This window comes from Paracoccus sp. BR5-17 (genome assembly GCF_055693925.1).
In genome coordinates, this window is record NZ_JBVFUV010000003.1 from 2,087,251 (window position 1) to 2,110,213 (window position 22,963).

Annotated in this window: 21 protein-coding genes, 1 tRNA gene and 2 pseudogenes; 9 read left to right on the top strand and 15 right to left on the bottom strand. The window is 67.6% G+C overall.

Features of this window, described 5'->3' with window-relative positions; all coding sequences use genetic code 11:
• Positions 1-78: 78 nt before the first annotated feature.
• Positions 79-297 (top strand): DUF6324 family protein, encoded by a 219-nt coding sequence (locus ACZ1HC_RS11830; RefSeq protein ID WP_472700157.1) that lies wholly within the window; start codon positions 79-81, stop codon positions 295-297.
• Here the strand turns inward: ACZ1HC_RS11830 and ACZ1HC_RS11835 are convergent.
• The 5 genes and pseudogenes from ACZ1HC_RS11835 to ACZ1HC_RS11855 form a co-directional block, all read right to left on the bottom strand.
• On the bottom strand, positions 278-742 hold the full coding sequence (locus ACZ1HC_RS11835; RefSeq protein WP_472700158.1) for an MmcB family DNA repair protein: 465 nt from the start codon (positions 740-742) through the stop codon (positions 278-280). The two genes, ACZ1HC_RS11830 and ACZ1HC_RS11835, sit on opposite strands and share 20 nt — an antisense overlap.
• Positions 743-1,075: 333 nt before the next feature.
• Positions 1,076-2,038, bottom strand: a complete 963-nt coding sequence (locus tag ACZ1HC_RS11840) for a DUF481 domain-containing protein (RefSeq protein ID WP_472700159.1) — start codon at positions 2,036-2,038, stop codon at positions 1,076-1,078.
• A 402-nt stretch (positions 2,039-2,440) separates the two neighbouring features.
• On the bottom strand, positions 2,441-2,758 hold the full coding sequence (locus tag ACZ1HC_RS11845; RefSeq protein WP_472700160.1) for a hypothetical protein: 318 nt from the start codon (positions 2,756-2,758) through the stop codon (positions 2,441-2,443).
• 86 nt (positions 2,759-2,844) lie between these two features.
• Positions 2,845-3,331 (bottom strand): annotated as a pseudogene (gene nusB / locus ACZ1HC_RS11850) (transcription antitermination factor NusB).
• Positions 3,332-3,383: 52 nt separating this feature from the next.
• A complete protein-coding gene (locus tag ACZ1HC_RS11855; protein WP_472700161.1) occupies positions 3,384-4,001 on the bottom strand; it encodes a riboflavin synthase in 618 nt (205 codons plus the stop codon).
• 394 nt (positions 4,002-4,395) lie between these two features.
• On the opposite strand from ACZ1HC_RS11855, the gene ACZ1HC_RS11860 reads away from it, so the two are divergent.
• From ACZ1HC_RS11860 to cysW, 7 genes are all read left to right on the top strand, one after another.
• Complete coding sequence (locus ACZ1HC_RS11860) at positions 4,396-5,460, top strand: capsular polysaccharide export protein, LipB/KpsS family (protein WP_472700162.1); 1,065 nt, start codon at positions 4,396-4,398, stop codon at positions 5,458-5,460.
• 139 nt (positions 5,461-5,599) lie between these two features.
• Positions 5,600-6,700 carry a polysaccharide biosynthesis/export family protein gene (locus ACZ1HC_RS11865; RefSeq protein WP_472700833.1) on the top strand — a complete coding sequence of 367 codons (1,101 nt, stop codon included), beginning with the start codon at positions 5,600-5,602 and terminating at the stop codon, positions 6,698-6,700.
• Between the two features lie 7 nt (positions 6,701-6,707).
• Complete coding sequence (locus tag ACZ1HC_RS11870) at positions 6,708-8,804, top strand: capsular polysaccharide biosynthesis protein (RefSeq protein ID WP_472700163.1); 2,097 nt, start codon at positions 6,708-6,710, stop codon at positions 8,802-8,804.
• A gap of 159 nt (positions 8,805-8,963) precedes the next feature.
• Positions 8,964-10,061, top strand: a complete 1,098-nt coding sequence (locus tag ACZ1HC_RS11875) for a sulfate/molybdate ABC transporter ATP-binding protein (protein WP_472700164.1) — start codon at positions 8,964-8,966, stop codon at positions 10,059-10,061.
• Positions 10,058-11,053: a sulfate ABC transporter substrate-binding protein gene (locus ACZ1HC_RS11880; protein WP_472700165.1), complete on the top strand. Its 996-nt coding sequence runs from the start codon at positions 10,058-10,060 to the stop codon at positions 11,051-11,053. Before ACZ1HC_RS11875 ends, ACZ1HC_RS11880 begins: the two co-directional genes overlap by 4 nt.
• Entirely contained in the window at positions 11,050-11,907 is an 858-nt protein-coding gene (gene cysT, locus ACZ1HC_RS11885) for a sulfate ABC transporter permease subunit CysT (protein ID WP_472700166.1), read from the top strand. The genes ACZ1HC_RS11880 and cysT overlap by 4 nt, the downstream gene beginning before the upstream one ends.
• Positions 11,904-12,737 (top strand): sulfate ABC transporter permease subunit CysW, encoded by an 834-nt coding sequence (gene cysW, locus ACZ1HC_RS11890; RefSeq protein WP_472700167.1) that lies wholly within the window; start codon positions 11,904-11,906, stop codon positions 12,735-12,737. Before cysT ends, cysW begins: the two co-directional genes overlap by 4 nt.
• 31 nt (positions 12,738-12,768) lie before the next feature.
• On the opposite strand, the gene ggt is transcribed toward cysW, so the two are convergent.
• From ggt to ACZ1HC_RS11925, 7 genes and pseudogenes are all read right to left on the bottom strand, one after another.
• Positions 12,769-14,370, bottom strand: coding sequence for a gamma-glutamyltransferase (ggt, locus tag ACZ1HC_RS11895; protein ID WP_472700168.1), 1,602 nt, complete (start codon positions 14,368-14,370; stop codon positions 12,769-12,771).
• Positions 14,371-14,419: 49 nt separating this feature from the next.
• Complete coding sequence (locus ACZ1HC_RS11900) at positions 14,420-16,018, bottom strand: GMC family oxidoreductase (protein ID WP_472700169.1); 1,599 nt, start codon at positions 16,016-16,018, stop codon at positions 14,420-14,422.
• 43 nt (positions 16,019-16,061) lie between these two features.
• The gene (locus ACZ1HC_RS11905) at positions 16,062-17,060 is read right to left on the bottom strand and encodes a branched-chain amino acid ABC transporter permease (RefSeq protein WP_472700170.1); all 999 of its coding nucleotides are present in this window, start codon (positions 17,058-17,060) and stop codon (positions 16,062-16,064) included.
• Between the two features lies 1 nt (position 17,061).
• Positions 17,062-17,947: pseudogene (locus ACZ1HC_RS11910) on the bottom strand (branched-chain amino acid ABC transporter permease).
• Between the two features lies 1 nt (position 17,948).
• Positions 17,949-18,653: an ABC transporter ATP-binding protein gene (locus ACZ1HC_RS11915; protein ID WP_472700171.1), complete on the bottom strand. Its 705-nt coding sequence runs from the start codon at positions 18,651-18,653 to the stop codon at positions 17,949-17,951.
• Complete coding sequence (locus tag ACZ1HC_RS11920; RefSeq protein ID WP_472700172.1) at positions 18,650-19,429, bottom strand: ABC transporter ATP-binding protein; 780 nt, start codon at positions 19,427-19,429, stop codon at positions 18,650-18,652. Before ACZ1HC_RS11920 ends, ACZ1HC_RS11915 begins: the two co-directional genes overlap by 4 nt.
• Before the next feature lie 9 nt (positions 19,430-19,438).
• Positions 19,439-20,641 (bottom strand): ABC transporter substrate-binding protein, encoded by a 1,203-nt coding sequence (locus tag ACZ1HC_RS11925; protein WP_472700173.1) that lies wholly within the window; start codon positions 20,639-20,641, stop codon positions 19,439-19,441.
• A 182-nt stretch (positions 20,642-20,823) separates the two neighbouring features.
• Between ACZ1HC_RS11925 and ACZ1HC_RS11930 the strand changes: the two genes are divergently transcribed.
• Positions 20,824-21,720: a LysR family transcriptional regulator gene (locus tag ACZ1HC_RS11930; protein WP_472700174.1), complete on the top strand. Its 897-nt coding sequence runs from the start codon at positions 20,824-20,826 to the stop codon at positions 21,718-21,720.
• 39 nt (positions 21,721-21,759) lie between these two features.
• Here ACZ1HC_RS11930 and ACZ1HC_RS11935 read toward each other — a convergent pair.
• From ACZ1HC_RS11935 to ACZ1HC_RS11945, 3 genes are all read right to left on the bottom strand, one after another.
• A tRNA-Arg gene (locus ACZ1HC_RS11935) sits at positions 21,760-21,836 on the bottom strand.
• Between the two features lie 39 nt (positions 21,837-21,875).
• Complete coding sequence (locus ACZ1HC_RS11940; RefSeq protein WP_472700175.1) at positions 21,876-22,343, bottom strand: GNAT family N-acetyltransferase; 468 nt, start codon at positions 22,341-22,343, stop codon at positions 21,876-21,878.
• A 104-nt stretch (positions 22,344-22,447) separates the two neighbouring features.
• Positions 22,448-22,957, bottom strand: coding sequence for a CarD family transcriptional regulator (locus ACZ1HC_RS11945; RefSeq protein ID WP_472700176.1), 510 nt, complete (start codon positions 22,955-22,957; stop codon positions 22,448-22,450).
• Between the last annotated feature and the right edge of the window lie 6 nt (positions 22,958-22,963).

The following is a 22,963-nucleotide window of genomic DNA, read 5'->3' on the forward strand; positions in this document are numbered from 1 at the left end:
GATCGACAGGCTTGCAAGCCCGACTTGCCGGGAATCTGCGTGCAGGATACATAAACCCATCACAGAAGGACATCGGGCATGGGCATCAACAGCCAAAGCGACATCGCGGCCAATCTGCAGATCGGGCCGACGGACCAGGGCATGGTGCGGATCTATGTCGAGGCCGAGGGCATCGACCTTCCCCTGGACTTCGATCCCGAAGAGGCGACCGAAATCGCCGAGGAACTGCTGGCGGCGGCCGAGGCCGCGCGTCAGATGGGCAGCAAGGGCGGCAAGCCTAGAAAGCCGAGACGCTGATCGCGTCGGGGTCCGTCAGCCCCTGCAGGCGCAAGGCGGAAGCGCGGGCGAAATCGCGCATGATCCTGCTGCGCCGGGGCCCTGCAAGCCGGGTTTCGGGCGCCATCCGCTGGATCTCTCCGCCATAGGCGTCCGCGCGGATAAGCCCTGTATCCTCGGGCAGCAGATCCGTCGGGAAGTCGCAATCGACAGCCCAGAAATACCGGTCGCACCATTCGACGTAACCCTGCCACTTGCGGTCCTGGATGAAGTCGGCGCGGCAGCTCTTGCATTCGACGATCCAGAATTCACCCTTGGGGCCCATGCTGATGACATCGACGCGCAGGCCGCGCACGGGGGCGAATTCGGTCAGGACGGCGTGATCCATGCTGCGCAACAACCGTCCCACCCCGCGCGCAAGACGCTGGCCGGGCATGGCGGGAAGACCGGGTGCTGGCTGGTTCATGGACGGGTTATAGAACGAAGCGGAAACACGCCGCAACCGGCTTGAACTGCCCCTGCCCCGGTCCTATTTTCTGCCGTGGCGGGTTTCTGCTCTTCTCGCGTGCGGCCATTTTTCCACTGGCCTATAACTTTTCCGAGGGGGCTGGCTCTGGCGTGACCCTGGTCTCGTTAACCGGCGCCCACCTGGTAATCCAGGCTTTCGGGAAATCTCGTGCTGCCGCGGTCGCTGCGGTTCCCGCCACCCCATGAAGCCGCCCTGCCCCGCAGCGGCGGTTTTTCCATGCAAGAAGGGCGGCCTTGCGGCCGCCCTTGTGCGTGACCTGCAGTCTGCGGCTCAGAAGCCGTAGACGACCGAGACGCCCAGGGTGTTGTCCGTGCGGATCTCACGGTCTTCCTGGTATTCGGTGGTATAGCTGATGCGGGTCGCCAGCTGGTCCGACATCTGGAAGTTGACGCCGAACTGGTTGGTGATGACGTCGGCCGAATCTTCCGACGACAGATAGTCGGTGTCGTTGGTGATGAACACCATGTCGTTGAAGCGGTGATACAGCCGCGACGACACGATGTAGCCCACGCCGCTGTCCGACGAGTCATCGACATCCACCACGTCCAGATCGCCGTCGTCGTCCAGGTCGACCAGGTCGAAGCCGGACTTCTGCGCGCCGGTCTGGGTGTAGCGGTAGCCGATACCGGCCTGAACGCGCCATGCGGTCTGTTCGGTGTTGATGACGCGGTAGCCCGGGCCGATGCCGATGAAGCCGTCGCGGGCGAAGTTGCTCAGATCTTCATCGACATCCTCGATGTCGTCTTCGCCGAACTCGTCGCCGTTGGCCAGGCCGTCGATGCTGAAGCGGCCCAGGACGAAGGCATAGAAGCGGTCATTGAAGTAGTAGGCGCCATCATAGATGGTCGACACTTCTTCCTTGTCCTTGTCGCCTTCCTCGTCCTCGCCGAACTCGAGCAGCATCCCGACCGACTGCTGCCAGGGTCCGGCGTTGTTCGACACGCGCCCCGCCAGCGAGAAGTCCTGGCTTTCGTCGTTGCCGGTGCTGCCAGCATAGGTCAGCGCCAACGAGCCGAACAGCCCTTCGCGGCGGTCGGGGTTGCCGAAGCGGGCATCGTCGATGTCGCGTTCGAAGTCGTCCTGAACGGCGTCCTCGACGTCGATGATCCGGTCATTGATGGCCGAGACTCCGGTGGCGTCGGCACCCGCCGCGATCTCGGTCTGGGCAAAGGCCGGGGCGGAAAGGGCAGCCATCAGCGCGGCGGAGCCGGTCAGCAGCGTAATCGTTTTCATTTCATCCTCACGAGCTGAGTTCTGTTGTCCTAGCGCCTGAAAGGACGCCAGAGCATCTCTGCGAAAGATGAAGTAGCGTCGCCCCCATCCGGTTCATAGGTCGGCAGCGAAAGTCACCCGGACGCGGATTTGTGATATCGATCGCTGACACCGGCGGCTGGCGAAAAGTTGCTGAAACATAAGTTTGAGCAAGAGGTTGGGAACCAGATTGCGTTTAATGCAACAAGTTGAAGGACCAACAAAAACTTAGCTGACTAAGGAAAATGATCCTGCGCCGGTGCGGGTGGGACTGGACATAAACCTGTGATTGCACATCTGGCAGGCAGTTCTTTCAGCCGGCGTCACGGCCCAGGATGTTGCAGAATCGACACGCTTGCCAAGGCTTGTTTCCGGTTGTCCCGATCACCTTCTGCGGCGGGTGATTCTTGCGCCCGCCGGTTGTGGCGCGGGAGTCCGGTTCAGGCGCCCGGACCCACCGCCGCGCCCGCTGTTCCGGGGCTTTTCCGCAAGGCCCATGATGACAAGGGCAAACTGCACGCTGGCAAAGACGATGGCATTGGCAGCCACCAGCATGACCCCGGCCAGCCATCCCCCGTCGCTGTTCAGGATCAGGTGGCGCAGATGGGCGATGTCCAGGACAAGCAGGGCCGCCACGAAGCAGATCCCCAGCAGGACGCCGATGGCGGCGCTGCGCAGATAGACGCGGATCATCAACGGCATGACGCCTCCAGCCAGACGCCCCCCCAGACAGGCCCTGTGCATCATACGCCAGACGGGGCAGTTTACAGCAGGAAAAGCGTCGGGCCTCAGAATCCCTCGGGCCGCAGGTCACGGGCCACGTGGTCCAGGACCGCGTTCACGAATTTCGGTTCCCGACCCCCGGAAAGAAAGCTTCGGCCAGGCGGACATATTCGGTGATGACGACCTTGGGGGGGTCTGCGGCATCACCAGTTCGGCCCCGGCGGCGCGGAACAGCGCGCGCAGCACCGGGTCGATCCGGTCGATCGGCCATTTCGCCACCAACCCGCGATCGGTCGCCTGATCGATGCGGGACTGCCAGGTCACGGCGCCGTCCAGGATGCGCGAGAACAGCGCCTCGTCCGCGGGCAGGTGCTGGCCGTCCTCGTCCTCGGCTCCCAGGCGGAACAACTGGAACTCCCTCGTCACCCGCTCGGCCGACTGGCCCGCGGCCTCCATCTGATAGAGTGCCTGAACCGCGTAGAAGCGCGCCCCGCTGCTGAGCGCGCGACGGTCCGCGCGCTTGTCCTTGGCCTTCTGGTCGTTCGCGTTCATCGGTCAGCCCTTGCACAGAGACCGGCTGCAATGTCCCGAAAGCGGGCCCGCGTCAAGCCCCGGAAGGCAGCGGCGCGCCCATCGCCTCGGTCAGGCGGGCGACATAGCGGGCCATGGTATCGACCTCGAGATTGATCGCATCACCGACCGCGACCTCGCCCCAAGTCGTCACTTGCCGGGTGTGGGGGATCAGGTTCACGCCGAAGCGGCTGCCCGCCACCTCGTTGACGGTCAGCGAGGTGCCGTTCAGCGCCACCGAGCCCTTGGGCGCGATATAGCGCGCAAGCTCGGCCGGGGCCTGGAAAAGCACCCGCAGGCTGTCGCCCTCGTCATGCATCTCGACCACTTCGGCCACGCCATCGACATGGCCGCTGACGATATGGCCGCCCAGTTCGTCCCCGACGCGCAGCGCGCGTTCCAGGTTCAGCCTGCGCCCGACCTGCCAGCCGCCCGCGCCGATGTTGGTCCTTGACAGCGTTTCCGCCGAGATGTCCACCGCGAACCAGCCGGGCGCCTTGTCCACCACCGTCAGGCAGACGCCGTCGCAGGCGATCGAGGCGCCCATGTCCACGGTGGCCATGTCATAGCCGCAGTCGATCCGGGCACGCATGTCGCCGCGCATCTCGACCGCCGCGACCCTGCCGATATCCGTGATGATGCCTGTGAACACGTCCAAACCCCCGGTTTCCGGGATGACTAGGCCATTCCGTTTTTGCTCGCAAGCCGTGGCGCCGTTAATTGGCTGTTAACCTCCGCAGTCCTATGCTGTCGGGGTATTTTCCACGGTAGGCTGCGTTGATCCAGGACCATCTTGCCTTCATACCCGGGATCAAGGCCACCGTCACGGCGCCTTGCGACCGGGTTTTCCTGTTGCTGCAGGGTCCGCACGGGCCGTTCTTCGACCGGCTGGGCGCCCTGTTGCGGGCCGCCGGGGCAACGGTCTGGCGATGCGCCTTCAATGCGGGTGACGAATTCTTCTGGTCGGACCCCCGCATCTGCTGCGCCACACCGGCAGCGGCGCCGAATGGCCCGCGCATCTCGCCCGGATCATCGCCGACAAGGGGGTGACGGACATCGTGCTGTATGGCGACGTGCGCCCGGTCCACGCGGCCGCGCGTCAGGCGGCCCGGGACGCCGGCCTTCGGCTGCACGTCTTCGAGGAAGGCTATCTGCGCCCCTACTGGATCAGCTACGAACGCGGCGGGTCGAACGGCCATTCGGCGCTGCTGGACATCTCGCTGCCCGAGATGCGCGCGACGCTGCGCGACACTCTGACCGAGGTGCGACGCCCGCCCGCCCGCTGGGGCGACATGCGCCAGCACAAGGCCTACGGGGCGCTGTATCACTTCCTGGTCCTGGCCAGGAACGGGCGCTATCGGCACTTTGCCAGCCATCGCGCCCTGCCCGTCCTGGACGAATTCCGCCTGAACCTGCGGCGCCTTCTGCTGATGCCGGTCCATTCGGCCGCGTGCCTGGTCCAGTGGCGGCATTTCCGGCTGTCGGGGAAGCCCTATCTGCTGGTGCCGATGCAGCTGGAACACGATTCGAACATGCTGGGCCATTCGCCCTTCAGGTCGAACCGCGACTTCGTGGATCAGGTCGTCGCGGAATTCGCGCGCTCGGCGCCGCGGCATCACCATCTGGTCTTCAAGGCCCACCCGCTGGAGGACGGGCGCGGCCGGAACCGCAGCGCCATCCGGAATGCGGCGGCCCGCCACGGCCTGTCCGGCCGCGTGCATTACTTCCGTGGCGGCAAGCTGGCCGAGATGCTCGCCCACGCCCGTGCCGTCGTCACCGTCAATTCCACCGCGGCGCAACAGGCGCTGTGGCGGGGCCTGCCGGTCAAGGCGCTGGGCCGTGCGGTCTATTGCAAGCCCGGCCTGGTGTCCGATCAGACCCTGGCCGAGTTCATGGCCGATCCCCGGCAGCCGGACACGGCCGCCTACCGCGTCTTTCGCGATTATCTTCTGCAGACCAGCCAGGTTCCCGGCGGCTTCTATTCCCGGCGGTCGCGCGCCCACGCGCTGCGGCTGGTCGCTGACCTGATCCTGGCGCCCGAGGATCCCTATCGCGCCCTGGCCAACGGGCGTTTCCAGCGTCGCCAGCAGATCGGCGAAGATCGGGATTAGGCTTCAGGAAGGTGTGGCGTCCGCCGCCACCGCGGGCTAGATTGCCCGCACAACCGGATGCCAATTCCGGGCGAAGGAACAGGAGTTTCGAGAGGTGACAGTGAAGCTTTCCCCGGCCCGTCCGGTGGCGGGTCTGGCGATGCGCCTGACCCTGATCGTCGCCATGACGCTGCTGGCGGCCTGCAGCCTGCCCAGATCCGGCCCCAGCAAGAACGAGATCTATTCCGGCGCCGTCGAGAATGGCGGCAACACCCACGTGATCTACGTCAACGATCATGTCGCGCGGGCCACGAACTTCACGCCGTCCTACGGCTTCTCCAGCAGTTTCCTGCGCGCCGGCCAGGTCGGCGCCGACGAAATCCGCGCGGGCGACGTGCTGGGGCTCTCGATCTGGGAAAACGTTGATGACGGGCTGCTGTCCTCGCTGGGGGCAAGCTCGACCGCGCTTCAGGAAATCCAGGTGGACAGCAGCGGCTATATCTTCGTGCCCTACGCGGGCCGGGTTCAGGCCGCGGGCACCACGCCCGACCAGCTGCGCCAGATCATCACGGAACGCCTTGCCACCCAGACGCCCGACCCGCAGGTGACGGTGGCGCGCGTCGCGGGCGACGGGGCCACGGTTTCTGTGATGGGCAAGGTCACGGCCCAAGGCGTCTATCCGATCGAACGTCCGACCCGGACACTGGGCGCGATGCTGGCCCGGGCAGGCGGCGTCTCGATCGAGCCGGAGATCGCCGTGGTCACCGTGAAGCGCGGCAACAGCACCGGCAAGGTCTGGCTGACCGACCTCTATTCCAACGCCAGCAACGACATCGCGCTGCGCCCCGGCGACGTGATCCTGGTCGAAGAGGATCAGCGCAGCTTCACCGCGCTTGGCGCCCTGGGCGGCCAGACCCGCGTGCCCCTGGGCAACGAGATGATCAACGCGGTCGAGGCCGTGGCGATGGTCGGCGGCCTCAATTCCAACCTGGCCGATCCGACGGGGGTCTTCATCCTGCGCGACGAACCCGAACAGGTCGCCTCGCAGGTCCTGGGCAAGACGGTCCAGGGATCGCAGCGCATCGCCTATGTTTTGGATCTGACGCGGCCCAACGGGCTGTTCCTGGCCCGCGATTTCCTGATCCGCGACGAGGACACCGTCTATGTGACGGAAGCGCCCTATGTTCAGTGGCAGAAGCGTCTGGCGGCGCTGATCGGCCCGATCAACTCGGCCAATTCGGTCCAGAACCTGGCCCAATGATCCGCCGATGACGGACGACCTCCAGGCCGCCGGGACCAGGGACCGGCGGCTTTTCGCGTTCAACGCGGGCTTCTGGCGCCAGCCCCGGCTGCGGCGGATCCTGCGGTTGGCGGGGTGGAGCCTGCGTGTCGGGCTTCCCGGTCCTTCCGACCGGATCGCCGTCTGGGGCGCCAGCCCGACCGCCTGGCGGGGCCGTTGGGTGGCGGAACGCCGGGGGGCGGGCGTGGTGACGGTCGAGGACGCCTTCCTGCGTTCGGTCCTGCCGGGACGGGCCGCCGGTGCCATCGCCCGGCGCGGGCCGATCGGGCTGCTGATCGACCCGCTGGGGCTCCATTTCGATCCTTCCCGCCCCTCGTTGATCGAACATCTTGTGACCAGCGCCGCGACCGACGGACTTGATGACCGCGCCCGTATGGGAATCGCCCGGCTGCGCGCGGGCGATCTGTCGAAATACAACGTCCACCGCCCCGGCCTGCCCGCCCCCGATGCGGGATACGTGCTGGTGATCGACCAGACCCGGGGCGATGCTTCGCTGATGGGGGCGGGGCGGGAACGGTTCTTGGCAATGCTGGATGCGGCGCGCCGGGAACATCCGGGCCGTCCCGTGGTGCTGCGCAGCCATCCCGAAACCATCCGCGGCCTGCGGCCCGGGCATCTGGGCGGCCACGACCTGCGCCCCGGCGACATCCTCTGCGACCACGAGGTGTCGCCCTGGCGGCTGCTGGAAAACGCCCATGCCGTCTATGCCGTCAGTTCGCTGCTGGGATACGAGGCGATGCTGGCAGGCCACCGGCCGCGGCTGTTCGGCCAGCCCTTTTACGCCGGCTGGGGCCTGTCAGAGGACGAGGCTCCCCTGCCGGCAGGCCGCCGCGGCCACGCCACCATCGAGGCGCTGTTCGCCGCCAGCCATCTGCTGGCCCCGGTCTGGTACGACCCCTGCCGCGATCGCCTGACCGGCTTCGAAGGCGCGCTGGACCAGATCGAGGCCGAGGCCCGGGCCTTCCGCCAGGACCGGGACGGGCATCTGGCCTACGGGATGCGCCTGTGGAAGCGGCGCGCCATCGCCCGGGCCTTCGGCGACGGCGCCGGCCTGCGCTTCACCGGCAGGCCGGGTCCGGGCGTGACGCTGGCCTGGGCAGGCGCGGCTGATCGGGTGCCGGGGGCGGCGCGGGTGGAAGACGGCTTCCTGCGCTCACGCGGGCTGGGGGCGGCCCTGACGCCGCCGCTGTCCCTGGTGGCGGACGACCTCGGGATCTATTTCGACCCGACGCGGGAAAGCCGCCTGGAACGGCTGATTGCCGAAGGCCCGCCGCCGGGGGGCATCCAGCGGGCCGAACGGCTGCTCGCGGCGATCCGCACGGGCGGCCTGACCAAATACAACCTGGCCGCCCCGGCCTATCGCCCCCGGGACACCGGGCGCAGGCGGATTCTGGTGCCCGGCCAGGTCGAGGACGACGCCTCGATCCGGCTGGGCGCGGGGCGGGAACGGACGAACCTCGACCTGCTGCGCCGGGTTCGCGCGGACAACCCGGACGCGCAGCTGATCTTCAAGCCGCACCCGGATGTCGAGGCGGGGCTGCGCCCGGGCGCTGTCGATGCGGGCGGGCTGGCCGACGACGTGGCCGTGGCAGCCGATCCGGTGGCCCTTCTGGCCCAGGTGGACGAGGTCTGGACCATCACCTCGACCCTGGGGTTCGAGGCGCTGCTGCGGGGCGTCCCCGTGACCACCCTGGGGGCGCCGTTCTATGCGGGCTGGGGGCTGACGCGCGATCTGGGGCCGGTTCCCGCCCGCCGCACCGCGCGCCCGGATCTGGCGGCCCTGGTCCACGCCTGCCTGATCGCCTATCCGCGCTATCGCGACCCGATCAGCGGCCTTCCCTGCCCGGTCGAGGTCGTGGTGGATCGGCTGCGCTGCGGCGCTAGCCCGCGCCCCCGGCGCTGCGGCTGCTGGCAAGGGTTCAGGGCAGCCTGGCTGGGCATGACTGGCTGTGGCGGCGCTGAGGGGCGGACCCGCCGCACCCTGACAGGACTTGTATCCTCCTGTGGCTGTGGCCGGGCCACGAAAGAAAAGGAAAAAATCTTGGCGGCTGCTGTTGGCGCATGACGGGCGCAAGCCTTTCGGCACGGTGCAGGACCGCCGTTTTTCCGCCGCGCCGCAGCGGCGGAACAATCTTCCGCGCCGGGCTGCCTGGCGCAAGGGTGGCCTTCCTTGGCAAGCGCCGGCGGCATGGCTAACTGGCTTGCACAAACAGGAAGGCCCGCCATGTCGCTTGTGATATCCCATCTAGTCCGGCGCTTCGGCGCGACCCAGGTTCTGCGCGGGATCGATCTGACGGTCGAACCGGGAGAGTTGATCGCGCTGCTGGGGCCATCGGGCTCGGGCAAGACGACGCTTCTGCGCATCATCGCGGGACTGGACTGGCCGGACGCCGGCGGGCTGTCCTTCGAGGGCGCGGACTGGCTGGCGAAATCCGCCGCCGAACGGCGCATCGGCTTCGTCTTCCAGCACTACGCGCTGTTCCCGCACATGACCGTGCGCGACAACATCGCCTTCGGCCTGTCGGTGATGCCGCGCGCCCAACGCCCGGCCAAGGCGCAGATCGCGGCCGCCGTGGACCGGCTGCTGGCCTTCCTTCAGATCGACGGGCTTGCCGACCGCTATCCGGCCGAACTGTCGGGCGGGCAGCGCCAGCGGGTCGCGCTGGGCCGCGCCATGGCGATCAACCCCCGTGTGCTGCTGCTGGACGAGCCGTTCGGCGCGCTTGACGCCCAGGTTCGCCGCGACCTGCGCCGCTGGCTGCGGGGCGTCCACGACAATACCGGCACGACGACGATCTTCGTCACCCACGATCAGGAGGAGGCCTTTGAACTGGCCGACCGCGTGGTGGTGATGAACGGCGGCGTGGTCGAGCAGATCGGCCGCCCCGACGAGATCTATGACCACCCTGCCACCCCCTTCGTCGCCCGCTTCCTGGGCCTGACGGTCGAGGTTCCGGTGGCGATGCGCGCCGGTCGTGCGCAGGCGCCGGGGCTTGACCTGTCGGCCCTGCCGCGCCGGGCGATGGCTGACGGCCCGGCCACGCTGTTCCTGCGCCCCGCCGACATCCTGCCCGTCCCGGACCCGCAGGCCCCGTTCCGCGTGACCGAGCTTGCCTCGACAGGGGCGCTGCTGCGCGTCGTGGCGCAGGACGACGCGGGCTGCCGGATCGAGGCCGAGGTGCCGCGCCGCGAAGGCCGCGACCTGCGCCAGGGCCAGGGCGTTCTTCTGCGCCCGGCCGTGGGCCAGATCTTTCCCGGCGGCGCCCCCCAGGCCGCCGCGCCCGTCCAGACCCCGCAGATTCTCAAGGAGGCCCGCTCGTGAAGACCCGCCTGACCACCGCCCTCGCCCTCGTGCTGGGGCTTGCCTCGCCGGTTGCGGCCCAGGACGCGATCCTGAACGTGTCCTACGACATCGCCCGAGAGCTTTTCGCCGAATTGAACCCGGTCTTCGCCGAACAGTGGCAGGCTGAAACCGGCCGCACGGTCAGCATCGACCAGTCGCATGGCGGATCGTCCAAACAGGCGCGCGCGATCCTGGAGGGGCTGCCCGCCGACGTGGTGACCTTCAACCAAGTCACCGACATCGACGTGCTGGCCGAGGGCGGCCTGGTTGACGAGAACTGGCGCGAAGCCTTCCCGAACCAGGCATCGCCCTATTACTCGCTGCCGGCTTTCCTGGTGCGCGAGGGCAACCCGAAGCAGATCGACGACTGGGACGACCTGGCGCGCGACGACGTGCAGGTGATCTTCCCGAACCCCAGGACCAGCGGCAACGCGCGCTATACCTATCTGGCGGCCTACGCCTATGGCCTGGACAAGAACAACGGCGATCACGCGGCGGCGCAGGACTTCGTGAGGAAGATCTTCGCCAACGTCCCGGTCTTCGACCAGGGCGGGCGCGCGGCCACGGCCACCTTCGCAGAACGTGGGCTGGGCGACGTGCTGATCACCTTCGAGGCCGAAACCGGGGGCATCGCCGAACAATATGCCGACGCCGCGCTGGAGCGTGTCACCCCCTCGCTGTCGCTGCTCGCAGAATTCCCGGTGGCCATCGTCACCGAGAACGCCGAGGAGAAGGGCAGCCTTGAGGTGTCGAAGGCCTATCTGGACTTCCTCTATTCCCCGGAAGCGCAGCGCATCCTGGCCCGGAACTACAACCGCGTGCATGACGACGCGATCACGGCCGAGTTCGCCGCCAACTTCCCCGAGGTGAAGCTGGTCACGGTCGAGGAGGTCTTCGGCGGCTGGGACAAGGTCCAGGAGGAACATTTCGCCGAAGGCGGCATCCTCGATTCCGTGTTCGTGAACCAATGAGCGCCGCGGCGGTCACATCCGTCCCTGCCGGGCGGCAACGGCGGGTCCTGCCGGGCTTCGGCCTGACGATGGGCCTGACGCTGACCTATGTCGGCGTCATCGTCCTGCTGCCGGTGATCGCCCTGTTCCTCAAGGGCGCGGAAATCGGCCCCCTCCGCTTCTGGGAGATCGTGACCGCCCCCCGCACCCTGGCTGCGCTGCGCCTGACGATCACCGCGGCGGCGCTGGCCACGGTGTTCAACGCGCTCTATGGGCTGCTGATGGCCTGGGTGCTGGTGCGCTATCGCTTTCCGGGGCGCAGGCTGCTGGACGCGATGATGGACATCCCCTTCGCCTTGCCGACGGCCGTGGCGGGGCTGGCGCTGACAGCCCTGTTCTCGCCCAACGGCTGGTATGGGCAACTGCTTGCGCCCGCCGGCATCTCGGTCGTCTATACCCTCTGGGGCGTCGCCATCGCCATGTCCTTCACGTCGATCCCCTTCGTGGTCCGCACCGTCCAGCCCATCCTCGAGGATCTGGACCCCGGCCAGGAGGAAGCCGCCCGGACGCTGGGCGCCTCGCCCTTGCAGACCTTCGTCAAGGTGATCTTCCCGGCGATCCTGCCCGCCTTCTTGGTCGGCACCACCATCGCCTTCGCGCGTTCCCTGGGCGAATTCGGGGCGGTGATCTTCATCGCCGGCAACCTGCCGATGAAGACCGAGGTCGCCTCGCTTCTGGCGGTGATCCGGCTCGAGGAATACGATTACAACGGCGCCGCCGCCATCGCGCTGACGCTGGTTGCCATCGCGCTTGCGCTGCTGGCCCTGTCAAGCTGGCTTCAGGCCCGCCTGACCCGCCGGAGGGTTCCCGCATGACGCCCGCCATCGCCCCCGCGGCCCTTGCCCCGCGTTCGGACCGCAGGATCCAGTGGCTGCTGGTCGGTCTTGCGGTGGCGCTGACGCTGTTCGTCGTCGTGGTGCCGCTGGTCTATATCTTCTGGCGCGCGCTGTCCGAAGGCTTCGCGGTCTTTGCCCAGAACATCCTGGCCCCCGACACGCTGCACGCGATCTGGCTGACCTCCGTGGTCGCGGTCATCACGCTTCCCGTCAACCTGACCATCGGCATCGCCGCCGCCTGGCTGATCGCGCGCTTCACCTTCCCGGGGCGCAAGCTGCTGCTGACGATCATCGACCTGCCGTTCTCGATCTCTCCCATCATCGCGGGCGTCTGCTATCTGTTGCTCTATGGTCGCCAGGGGCTGCTGGGTCCGGCGCTGGCGGCCAGCGACATCACGATCCTGTTCGCGCTGCCGGGCATCGTGATGGTGACGCTGTTCGTGACCTGCCCCTTCGTCACCCGCGAGGTCCTGCCGCTGATGCAGGCGCAGGGGTCCGAACAGGAACAGGCGGCGCTGACGCTGGGCGCGTCGGGCTGGCAGATCTTCCGCCTAGTGACGCTGCCCAACATCCGCTGGGCGCTGCTTTACGGCGCGGTGCTGGCGACGGCGCGGGCGGTGGGCGAATTCGGCGCCGTATCGGTCGTATCCGGGGCGATCCGGGGGCAGACGAACACCTTGCCCCTGCAGATCGAACTGCTGTTCAACGACCTGAACACCGTGGGCGCCTTCGCCGCAGCCTCGACGCTGACGCTGATCGCGCTTGTCGTGCTGATCCTCAAGACCGTGATCGAGGGCAGGACCCGCTGACCGACGCCGCCCCCGGCCTGCCGCCGGATCGTCAGACGACGAAGCGGATGCCGGGGCGGGCCAGCCCGCCGCCCTGGGCCACCACGGTGCCGTCCGCGCGCCAGCAGGCCGCCCCGGTCATGGTGCCGTCGGCGGCGAAGGAAATGGCGTTCATGCCGCCGCCGATGGTCTTGACCAGCCGCACCTCGTGGCCCCGGGCGCGCATGGCATCGGCCTGCGCGCCGTAGGCGGGCTCCAGTTCCAGGTGATGGCCTTCCGTCCACAGCCGCGGGGCCTCGACCGCCTGCTGCAGCGTCATGCGGTGGTCGATCAGGTTGACGATCGCCTGCATGGCAGAGGGAAAGATGCGCACGCCCCCCGGCAGGCCAAGCGCGAAGGCCGGCCGGTCGTCCCGCAGCACGATCATCGGCGCCATCGAGGTCGGCACCCGCTTGCCCGGCGCCACCGACAGCGCCCCGCCCGGGCGCGGGTCATAGTTCAGCATGTAGTTGTTGGGGATGATCCCGGTGCCCGGGACCATGAAGCAGGCGCCCCACAGCCCGTTGATCGTATGGGTCGCGCTGACGATGATGCCGTCGGCATCGGCCACGGTGACATGGGTGGTGTCGCGGCTTTCGTGCCCCATCCGCCGCCGGGCATCCTCCTTGGAGGTGAAACGGTCCACCGGGACCTGCACGAAATCGGGATCGCCTGATGCCTGCCGCCGATCCCGGAAGGCCAGCGTCATGGCGCGGGCCATCAGATCCATCGCCTCCGGATCGCCGAAGCCCATGCCGCGCAGGTCGAACGGCTCGAGCATGTTCAGCATCTGGACGACATGGACGCCCGAGGATGCGGGCGGCGGCGGGCCGGCGACGGTGTGGCCGCGATAGGTGCCCAGGATCGCGTGCCGCTCGACCGCGCGGGCGGCCGCCAGATCGTCCAGCGTGACATGGCCCGCGCCCGCGGCCAGACGCAGAGCCAAGGCGCGCCCCAGGGCTCCGCCATGCAGGGCGGCATCGCCCTGGACCTGGATCAGGCGCAGGCTGTCGGCGTAATCGCCCATCACCAGCCGGGCGCCGGGCGGAAGCGCGGTCCCGTCGGGCAGGAAGACCCGCGCCATGTCGGGATCGGCCAGCAGGTCGTCGCGATGTTCAAGGATCGCGCCGTGCAGATAGGGGCTGACGGCGAAGCCGCGGGCGGCGGTCCGGATCGCGGGCTCCACCACATCGGCCCAGGTAAGCCGCCCGTATCGGCGCTGCATCAGGAACCAGCCGCGCAGGTTGCCCGGGACCGCCACCGCCGAAGGCCCGATGCGGTTGCGCCGCCCCTCGGTTTCCATCCAGGTCTCGGGCCGGTCCGACACCGGGGTGAACATGTCCGCCCGGGCCCCCTGCCCGGCCACCGACAGCGCGTCGATCACCACATGCCGGCCGTCCGCCAGCCGCAGATGCGCGATCCCCCCGCCCGCGACGCCGACCATCATCGGCTCGACCACGGTCAGCGTCAGCAGGGCGGCAACGGCGGCGTCCACGGCATTGCCGCCGACGGCCAGCATCTCGGACCCCGCCATGGCGCCCAGGGGGGCGTTGGCGACCACCACGCCGCGCGAACCGGATGCGGGGGCCTTCTCGCAGGTGAAGGGAAGGGTCATGCCGGGGTCCCGCTGCCTTTCGCCAGCCTGCCCGCGGGCGGCGGCGGGATCAAGCCCGCGCATCCTCCAGGATCATCCGGGCGGCCTTTTCGGCGATCATCATCGCCGGCGCGTTGGTGTTGCCGCTGGTGATGGTGGGCATGATCGAGGCGTCCGCGATCCGCAGCCGCCCCACCGCCCGCATCCGCAGCCGCGGATCCACGACCGAGCCATCGTCGCCGCCCATCCGGCAGGTGCCGACTGGGTGGAAGATCGTGGTCCCCACCGCGCCCGCCGCCTTGACCAGATCATCGTCGGTCTGGAAAGCGATGCCGGGCACATGCTCGCTGGGATCGAAGCGGGTGAAGGCCGGTTGCGCGGCGATCTTGCGCGTCAGCCGGATGGCGCGCACCGCCACCTCGCGGTCGCCGGGGGTCGAGAGATAGTTGGGCCGGATCGCCGGATGGGCCCGGAAATCCGCGCCGGTCACATGGACCGAGCCGCGGCTTTCGGGGCGCAGGTTGCAGACGCTGGCGGTCATGGCGGGGAAGGAATGGACCGGGTCCCCGAACTTGTCGAGGCTGACGGGCTGGACGTGGAACTCGAGGTCGGCGGTCGCCTTGTCGGGACCGGATCTGGCGAAGATGCCGAGCTGGCTGGGGGCCATCGACATCGGTCCCGACCGCTTGAGCAGGTATTCCAGTCCGATCGAGGCCTTGCCCAGCAGGCGCGAGGCCTTTTCGTTCAGCGTGGGCACGCCCTTGACCTTGTAAACCAGCCGCAGTTGCAGGTGGTCCTGAAGGTTCTCGCCCAGCGACGGCACCTCGATCCGCGGGGTGATACCGGCCGCCTGCAGGACATCGCCGCGGCCGATCCCCGAATGTTCCAGCACCTGCACCGATCCGATGGCGCCGGCGGACAGGACGGTTTCGCGCGTGGTCCGCGCCTCATGGCGCTGGCCCTTGTGGTGATAGACGACGCCCCGCACCTCGCCTTCGTCGATCACCAGGCGCTCGACCTCGGCGTTGGTGAGGACCCGCAGGTTGGGGCGGGCCATGACGGGGCGCAGGAAGGCCTTGGCCGCGCTCCACCGCCAGCCGGCGCGCTGGGTGACGTCGAAATAGCCGCTGCCCTCGTTGTCGCCGCGGTTGAAGTCGCCGGTGCGGGGGATGCCCGCCTGTTCCGCAGCCTCCATGAAGGCGTCCAGGACGGCCCAGCGGACGCGGGCGGTTTCCACCCGCAGCTCTCCGCCCGCGCCATGCGCGTCGTCGGCGCCGCGATAGTAGTCCTCTTGCGCCTTGAACAGCGGCAGGACGTCGTCCCAGCCCCAGCCCGTGCAGCCCATCTGCCGCCAGCCGTCGTAATCGGCCGCCTGCCCGCGCATGTAGATCATTCCGTTGATCGAGGAGCAGCCGCCCAACACCCGGCCCCGCGGATAGAGCAGCGACCGCCCTGCCAGCCCCGCCTCGGCCTCGGTCCGGAAGCCCCAATCGGTGCGCGGGTTGCCGATGCAGTAGAGATAGCCCACCGGGATGTGGATCCAGTGATAGTTGTCGCGGCCCCCCGCCTCGAGCAGCAGGACGCGCGCCCGGGGATCTGCCGACAGGCGGTTGGCAAGCACGCATCCGGCGCTGCCTGCGCCGATGATGATGTAATCGTAGCTTTCCATGCGGATTCTCCGAAGGGCGGCCCCGGGCTGGGGCCGCCAGGGATCAGCTTTCCGGCCGGAAGCCCAGCTTGCGGCCCAATTTCGAGGCGAAGAACTCTCCGATCAGCCCGCGCCGGAAGACCAGCACGCAGACCATGAACACCACGCCCGTGATGATCGTCACCGGGAAGTCCGAGGTGGCCAGATAGTTCTGCAGCGTCACCACCAGCCCGGCGCCGACGACCGGGCCGGCCAGCGTGCCGATGCCGCCCAGCAGGGTCATCAGGATCACCTCGCCCGACATCTGCCAGGTGACGTCGGTCAGGGTGGCGAACTGGAAGATCAGCGCCTTGACGCCCCCGGCAAGCCCGGCAAGCGCGGCAGACATCACGAAGGCCCCCAGCTTGTAGCGGCTGACCGAATAGCCCAGCGAGATCGCCCGCTGCTCGTTCTCTCGGATCGACTTGAGGATCATCCCGAAGGGCGAGTTCACGAAGCGCCAGATGATCAGCATCCCCAGGATGAACACCGCGAGGACGAAGTAATACATGGTCATCGGCTGGCTCAGGTCGAAGATGCCGAACAGGACGCCGCGCGGAACCGACTGGATGCCATCCTCGCCATGCGTGAAGCCCGCCTGCAGGCAGAAGAAGAAGAACATCTGCGACAGGGCCAGGGTGATCATCGCGAAATAGATGCCCTGGCGGCGGATGGCGATGGCGCCCATGATCAGCCCCAGGCCGGCGGCGCCGAGGACGCCCAGCAGGATCCCGGCCTCGGGCGACCAGCCCCAGACCTTGACGGCATGAGCGGTGAAATAGGCCGCGCCGCCGAAGAAGGCGGCGTGGCCGAAGGACAGCAGGCCCGTGTATCCCAGCAGCAGGTTGAAAGCCGCCGCGAACAGGCCGAAGGCCAGCAGCTTCATCAGGAAGATCGGATACAGGAACTGCGGCGCCAGCAGCAGCCCGGCCAGGATCACGGCCAGCAGCGCAAGCTGGATGGTGCCCGCCCGGGGATGGACCGCGACATGTTCGACGGCGATGGGTTCGGATTTGCCGGCCATGTCAGGCATCCTTTCCGAAAAGGCCCGCAGGCCGCAGGATCAAGACGATCGCCATGATGACGAAGATCACGATGTTCGAGGCCTCGGGGTAGAAGACCTTGGTCAGCCCTTCGACCACGCCCAGCATGTAGCCGGTGACGATGGCCCCCAGGATCGACCCCATGCCGCCCACCACGACCACCGCGAAGACGATGATGATGAGGTTCGACCCCATCAGCGGGCTGACCTGGTAGACCGGCGCGGCCAGCACGCCCGCGAAGCCGGCCAGTCCCGCGCCAAGAGCGTAGGTCAGGGTCAGCAGCAGCGGCACGTTGATGCCGAAGCTTTGCACCAAGGTCGGGTTTTCGGTGGCCGCGCGCAGATAGGCGCCCAGCTTGGTCTTTTCGATCATGAACCAGACCGCCAGGCAGACGATGAGCGAGGCCACCACCACCCAGCCGCGGTAGATCGGCAGGAACATGAAGCCCAGGTTGACCGCCCCGGTCAGGGCCGCGGGCGGGGCATAGGGCATCCCCGACGCGCCGTAGAAATAGCGGAAGGTGCCCTCGATCGCCAGGGCCAGGCCGAAGGTGAACAGCAGGCCATAGAGGTGATCCAGATTGTAGAGCCGCGACAGCATGGTGCGTTCGACGATGGCGCCGAAAAGCCCCACGATCAGCGGCGCCAGGATCAGCGCCAGCCAGTAGTTGACCCCCCACGGTCAGCAGCAGCAGTGCCGTGAAGGCGCCCATCATGTATTGCGCGCCGTGGGCGAAGTTGATGACGCGCAGCAGCCCGAAGATGACCGCAAGGCCCAGCGACAGCAGCGCGTAGAAGGATCCGTTGATCAGCCCGACCAGCAGTTGCCCCATCAGGGCCTGGACGGGAATTCCGAAGATCATGGTCATGTCACACCCCCAGTTCCCGATGCAGCATGTCCATCCGGTTCGGCAGTTCGGCCACCGGGAACTCGGCGATCATCGTGCCGTGGTCCATCAGGTAGAAGCGGTCAGCGACCTTGGCGGCGAAGCGGAAGTTCTGCTCCACCAGCACCACGGTCATGCCGCGTTGCTTCAGTTGGCGCAGCACGTCGCCGATGGCGTTGATGATGACCGGGGCCAGCCCCTCGGTCGGTTCGTCCAGCAGAAGGCAGCGCGCCCCGGTGCGCAGGATCCGCGCCATCGCCAGCATCTGCTGTTCGCCCCCCGACAGCTTGGTGCCGGGGCTGTTGCGGCGTTCCTGCAGGTTCGGGAACAGCTGGTAGATCTCGGCCACCGACATGCCGCCATCGGCGACCTTCGGCGGCAGCAACAGGTTCTCCTCGACCGAGAGGGTCGCGAAGATGCCGCGTTCCTCGGGGACGAAGCCCAGGCCGGCGCGCGCGGTCCTGTGCAGGGGCACGGACATCATGTCCTGGCCGGCGAAGGTGATGCGGCCGGTGCGCTTGCGCAGGATGCCCATGATCGCCCGAAGGGTCGTTGTCTTGCCCATGCCGTTGCGGCCCAGGATGCAGATCATCTCGCCTTCGTTGACGTGCAGATCCACGCCGTGCAGCACGTGGCTTTCACCGTACCAGGCCTGAAGCCCGGCGGTTTCCAGAAGCGGGGCCGTCATTCCTCGGTTCCCATATAGGCGGTGCGTACGCGCGGATCGGCAGAGACCGTGGCATAGTCGCCCGTCGCGATGATCTCTCCGCGCTGCAGCACGGTGACGTGGTGGCAGATGTCGGCGACCACGTTCAGGTTATGCTCGACCATCAGCACGGCGCGCGACTGCGCCACGTCGCGGATGATGTTCGCGACCATCCGGACGTCCTCCTGGCCCATCCCGGCCATCGGTTCGTCCAGCAGCAGGACCTCTGGTTCAAGCGCCAGGGTCGTCGCGATCTCCAGCACGCGCTTACGGCCATAGGACAGATCGGCGGCGCGGTGGTCGCGGTAGGGCGTCAGGCCCAGATGGTCGATCAACTGGTCCGCCCGCGGATTCAGACGGTCCAGCGACGACAGCGGCTTCCAGAACTGCACGGCCAGCCCGGCCGGGCGCTGAAGCGCGACCTTGACGTTCTCGCGCACCGTCAGGTGCGGAAACACCGCCGAGATCTGGAACGACCGCACCAGCCCCATCCGCGCCACCTTGTCAGGCCGTTCGCGGGTGATGTCCTGACCCAGCAGCGTGATCTTGCCGCGGGTGGGCTGCAGGAACTTGGTCAGCAGGTTGAAGACGGTGGTCTTGCCGGCGCCGTTGGGTCCGATCAGCGCGTGGATGCGGGCATGTTCCACATCCAGATCGACGTTGTTGACGGCGGTGAAGCCGGAAAAATCCTTGCCGAGGCCGCGGGCGGTCAGGACCACCCGCGGCTCGGTTTGCGTCATGGCTGGCGCAGCGTTCATCGGCGCGCCTTACTGGGTGACCAGCGGGCAGCCGCTTTCGGCCGGATCCAGATAGGCTTCTGCCCCCGGGATGGTCGCCAGGACGTTGTAGTAGTCCCATTCCTCGGTGATGTCGGCCGGGGCCTTCACCTCCATCAGATAGACGTCCGAGATCATCCGGCCGTTGGGTGCAACGCTGCCGTTCTGCGCGAACACGTCGCTGACCGGCAGTTCGTGCAGCTTGGCGGCGACGGCTTCGGTTTCGTCCGTGCCGGCGGCCTCGATCGCCTTCAGATAGGACATGACGGCCGAATAGGTGCCGGCATGGACCATGTTCGGCATGGCGCCGGTGCGCTCCATGAAGCGGCGGCCGAACTCCTCGGACTCGGCGTTGCGCTTCCAGTAGAAGCTTTCGGTCAGGTTCAGGCCCTGCGCCGCCTCGGCGCCCAGCCCGTGCACATCGGCCAGCGTGAACAGCAGGGCTGCCAGCTTCTGCCCGCCCTGGGTGATGCCGAATTCGGCTGCCTGCTTGATGGCGTTCTGGGTGTCGGCGCCGGCATTGGCCAGGCCGATCACCTTGGCGCCCGAAGCCTGGGCCTGCAGCAGGAAGGACGAGAAGTCGGTCGTGGCCAGCGGATGGCGAACCGACCCGGTGATGGTGCCGCCGTTTTCGGTGACGAAGGCGCTGGTCTGTTCCTCGAGCGAATAGCCGAAGGCGTAATCGGCCGTCAGGAAGAACCAGGTGTCGCCGCCTTCCTCCACCAGGGCGCCGCCGGTGCCGACGGCCAGGGCGTGGGTATCGTAGGCCCAGTGGAAGCCATAGGGCGAACACTGCGCGCCGGTCAATTCCGTGGTGGCAGCCCCCGTGGTGATGGTGACCTTGTTCTTCTCGCGCGACAGCGCCTGCACCGCCAAGGCCACCGAAGAGGTGGTCAGTTCCATGATGCTGTCCACCTGTTCGGTGTCGTACCACTGGCGGGCGATGTTGGACGCGATGTCAGGCTTGTTCTGGTGGTCGGCGGTCACGACCTCGATCGGCGTGTCCAGAACGGTGCCCCCGAAATCCTCGACCGCCATCAGCGCGGCCTGGTAGGAGTTCTGGCCGCCGAAGTCGGAATAGACGCCCGACTGGTCGTTCAGGATGCCGATCTTGACGACCCCATCCGAGATCTCGGCCACGGCGGGCGCAGCGATCAGGCCGACGGACGCGGCCGACAACAACAGTTTACGCATTCAACCTCCCTTGAATAGGCCCATGGCGCGGCAGCGGGGGCCGCAGCCCGGACCGTATCCTGTCCATGATGACGACGGCCTCTCCAACAGCCGGCGTTGCGCGGCAGGATGACCGCAAAACCGCTTTGACACAAGCGTTCAATGACTTCTAAATTCGTTCAGGTTCTGCACAAATATGAACGATGCCGCTCAGTTGGGATGATCTTCAATTCTTCCTCGCCGTCTCGCGCGAGGGGCAGCTTTCCCGGGCGGCGCGGGTGCTGGGAACGTCGCACGTGACCGTCTCGCGGCGCATCGACCGTCTGGAAAAGGCGCTGAACGTACGCCTGTTCGAACGCAATCCCCGCGGCTACGAGCCGACCCCCGCAGGCCGCCGCCTGGTCGAGACGGCCGAGCGCATGGAGGAGGCGGCCGAGGCCATTCCCGTCGAACAGGGCGGCGCATCGGGCCAGGCAAGGCCGCTGCGGCTGGCGGTGCCGGAAGGCTTCGCCAGCCTGTTCTCGACTTATATGTGGCCCGACTTCATCGCCCGGTTCCCGCACGTGTCGCTGGAACTCATCACCATGCCGCAGATCCTGTCGCTGTCGCGGCGCGAGGCGGACATGACCATCACCCTGGACCCGATCTTCAGCGGCCCCTACCGGTCGGAACGGCTGGCGAACTATACGCTGCATCTTTACGCGACCGACGCCTATCTGGCGGCGGCCCCGCCCGTCGCGCAGCGCGAGGATCTGCGCCAGCACCGCATCATCGGCTATATCGAGGAGATGATCTTCGCGCCCGGCCTGGACTACCTGGGCGAGGTCCTGCCGCGGATCCGGGCTTCGATCAAAAGCTCCAGCATCTTCAACCAGCTGGCCGCGGCCCGGAACGACATGGGGATCGCCGTCCTGCCCCATTACATCGCCGTCAAGTATCCCGAACTGCGGATCATCCTGCCCCGGGACGTGACGCTGCTGCGCAGCTACTGGCTGACCTGCCACCGCGACGTGCGGGCCATGCGGCGCGAACGCGCGGTGATCGGCTTCCTGACCGACAGCCTGCGGGCGCGGGTTTCGGACCTGGTGCGGCCCGGCTAGACAGCCGGTCCCCCGGCGCGTCCAGATCCCGGGGGATGCTGGCGATCCCGGAAGGAATCGAACCCTCAACCTGCCGATTAGAAGTCGGCTGCTCTATCCAGTTGAGCTACGGGACCGCTGGCGGTGTTTTGCGGGATCGTGCCGGGATGCGCAAGTCACAGCGTCAGGGTCATGAAGACGCTGTTGGGATCGGGGCGATAGGCCGCGAAGGGCGGGCAATCGGCAAAGCCCGCCCCGGCGTACAGCCGGCGCGCCGCGGCGAAGCTGGCCTGGGCCCCGGTTTCCAGCGACAGCCGGTTCAGCCCCCGCCGCCGGGCATGGTCGATCAGCCTGTCCAGCATCAGCCGCGACAGGCCGCGGCCGCGCGCCTCGGCCAGGACATGCATCGACTTGATCTCGCCATGCGCGGGGTCCAGACGCTTCAGCGCGGCCATGCCCAAGGGCGCTTGGCCCTGCCGCAGGACGAAGAAGTCGATCGACGCCGAGACCAGCTGCTCGCGCGGCATCATGTGGATCGACTCGCGCGGGGTGTCGGCGTGCATCTCGGCGCTGTGGCGTTCGAACAGCAGCGCCAGATCATCGGCGAGGGGCGATTCAATCGTGAAGGACAGGCTTCTGGTCATGGCGATCCATGGCACGGCGAGGCCAGGTGGAGGGGATCGCGCCGCCCGGCAACCGCATGGAAAAGGGCGGCCCGGCGGGCCGCCCTGCAAGCCAAAGCGGGAAATCAGGCGGCGCGGGACAGCAGCACTTCCTCGACGCTTTTCTGCGCGGCACCTTCGTCAAGCCCCTTCACGGCGGCGACCTCGCGGGTCAGGCGATCAAGCGCCGCCTCGTAGAGCTGACGTTCGGAATAGGACTGCTCGCGCTGATCGTCGCTGCGGTGCAGGTCGCGCACGACCTCAGCAATGGACATCAGGTCGCCGGAATTGATCTTCTGGTCGTATTCCTGCGCGCGGCGCGACCACATGGCGCGCTTGACGCGGGCCTTGCCCTTCAGCGTCTCCAGGGCGCGTTCGATCAGGTCGGGGGTGGACAGGCTGCGCATCCCGATTTCCGAGGCGCGGGCGGTCGGAACCCGCAGGGTCATCTTGTCCTTCTCGAACGAGATGACGAACATCTCCAGCCGCAGGCCGGCAACTTCCTGTTCGTCGATCGAGACGATGCGGCCGACGCCGTGGGCCGGATAGACAACAAAGTCGTCAGGACGGAATTCGTTTTTCTTGGTCTTGGACATCTGGCT

Excerpts from the sequence above, each read along its gene's own strand:
- ACZ1HC_RS11835 (WP_472700158.1), bottom strand. The coding sequence starts at position 742 with ATGAACCAGCCAGCACCCGGTCTTCCCGCCATGCCCGGCCAGCGTCTT.
- ACZ1HC_RS11845 (WP_472700160.1), bottom strand. The coding sequence starts at position 2,758 with ATGCCGTTGATGATCCGCGTCTATCTGCGCAGCGCCGCCATCGGCGTC.
- ACZ1HC_RS11875 (WP_472700164.1), top strand. The coding sequence starts at position 8,964 with ATGTCGCTTGTGATATCCCATCTAGTCCGGCGCTTCGGCGCGACCCAG.
- cysW (WP_472700167.1), top strand. The coding sequence starts at position 11,904 with ATGACGCCCGCCATCGCCCCCGCGGCCCTTGCCCCGCGTTCGGACCGC.
- ACZ1HC_RS11940 (WP_472700175.1), bottom strand. The coding sequence starts at position 22,343 with ATGACCAGAAGCCTGTCCTTCACGATTGAATCGCCCCTCGCCGATGAT.
- ACZ1HC_RS11920 (WP_472700172.1), bottom strand. The coding sequence starts at position 19,429 with ATGAACGCTGCGCCAGCCATGACGCAAACCGAGCCGCGGGTGGTCCTG.
- ACZ1HC_RS11915 (WP_472700171.1), bottom strand. The coding sequence starts at position 18,653 with ATGACGGCCCCGCTTCTGGAAACCGCCGGGCTTCAGGCCTGGTACGGT.
- ACZ1HC_RS11930 (WP_472700174.1), top strand. The coding sequence starts at position 20,824 with ATGCCGCTCAGTTGGGATGATCTTCAATTCTTCCTCGCCGTCTCGCGC.
- ACZ1HC_RS11925 (WP_472700173.1), bottom strand. The coding sequence starts at position 20,641 with ATGCGTAAACTGTTGTTGTCGGCCGCGTCCGTCGGCCTGATCGCTGCG.
- ACZ1HC_RS11830 (WP_472700157.1), top strand. The coding sequence starts at position 79 with ATGGGCATCAACAGCCAAAGCGACATCGCGGCCAATCTGCAGATCGGG.
- ACZ1HC_RS11870 (WP_472700163.1), top strand. The coding sequence starts at position 6,708 with ATGACGGACGACCTCCAGGCCGCCGGGACCAGGGACCGGCGGCTTTTC.
- ACZ1HC_RS11945 (WP_472700176.1), bottom strand. The coding sequence starts at position 22,957 with ATGTCCAAGACCAAGAAAAACGAATTCCGTCCTGACGACTTTGTTGTC.
- ACZ1HC_RS11900 (WP_472700169.1), bottom strand. The coding sequence starts at position 16,018 with ATGGAAAGCTACGATTACATCATCATCGGCGCAGGCAGCGCCGGATGC.
- cysT (WP_472700166.1), top strand. The coding sequence starts at position 11,050 with ATGAGCGCCGCGGCGGTCACATCCGTCCCTGCCGGGCGGCAACGGCGG.
- ACZ1HC_RS11840 (WP_472700159.1), bottom strand. The coding sequence starts at position 2,038 with ATGAAAACGATTACGCTGCTGACCGGCTCCGCCGCGCTGATGGCTGCC.
- ggt (WP_472700168.1), bottom strand. The coding sequence starts at position 14,370 with ATGACCCTTCCCTTCACCTGCGAGAAGGCCCCCGCATCCGGTTCGCGC.
- ACZ1HC_RS11905 (WP_472700170.1), bottom strand. The coding sequence starts at position 17,060 with ATGGCCGGCAAATCCGAACCCATCGCCGTCGAACATGTCGCGGTCCAT.
- ACZ1HC_RS11865 (WP_472700833.1), top strand. The coding sequence starts at position 5,600 with ATGCGCCTGACCCTGATCGTCGCCATGACGCTGCTGGCGGCCTGCAGC.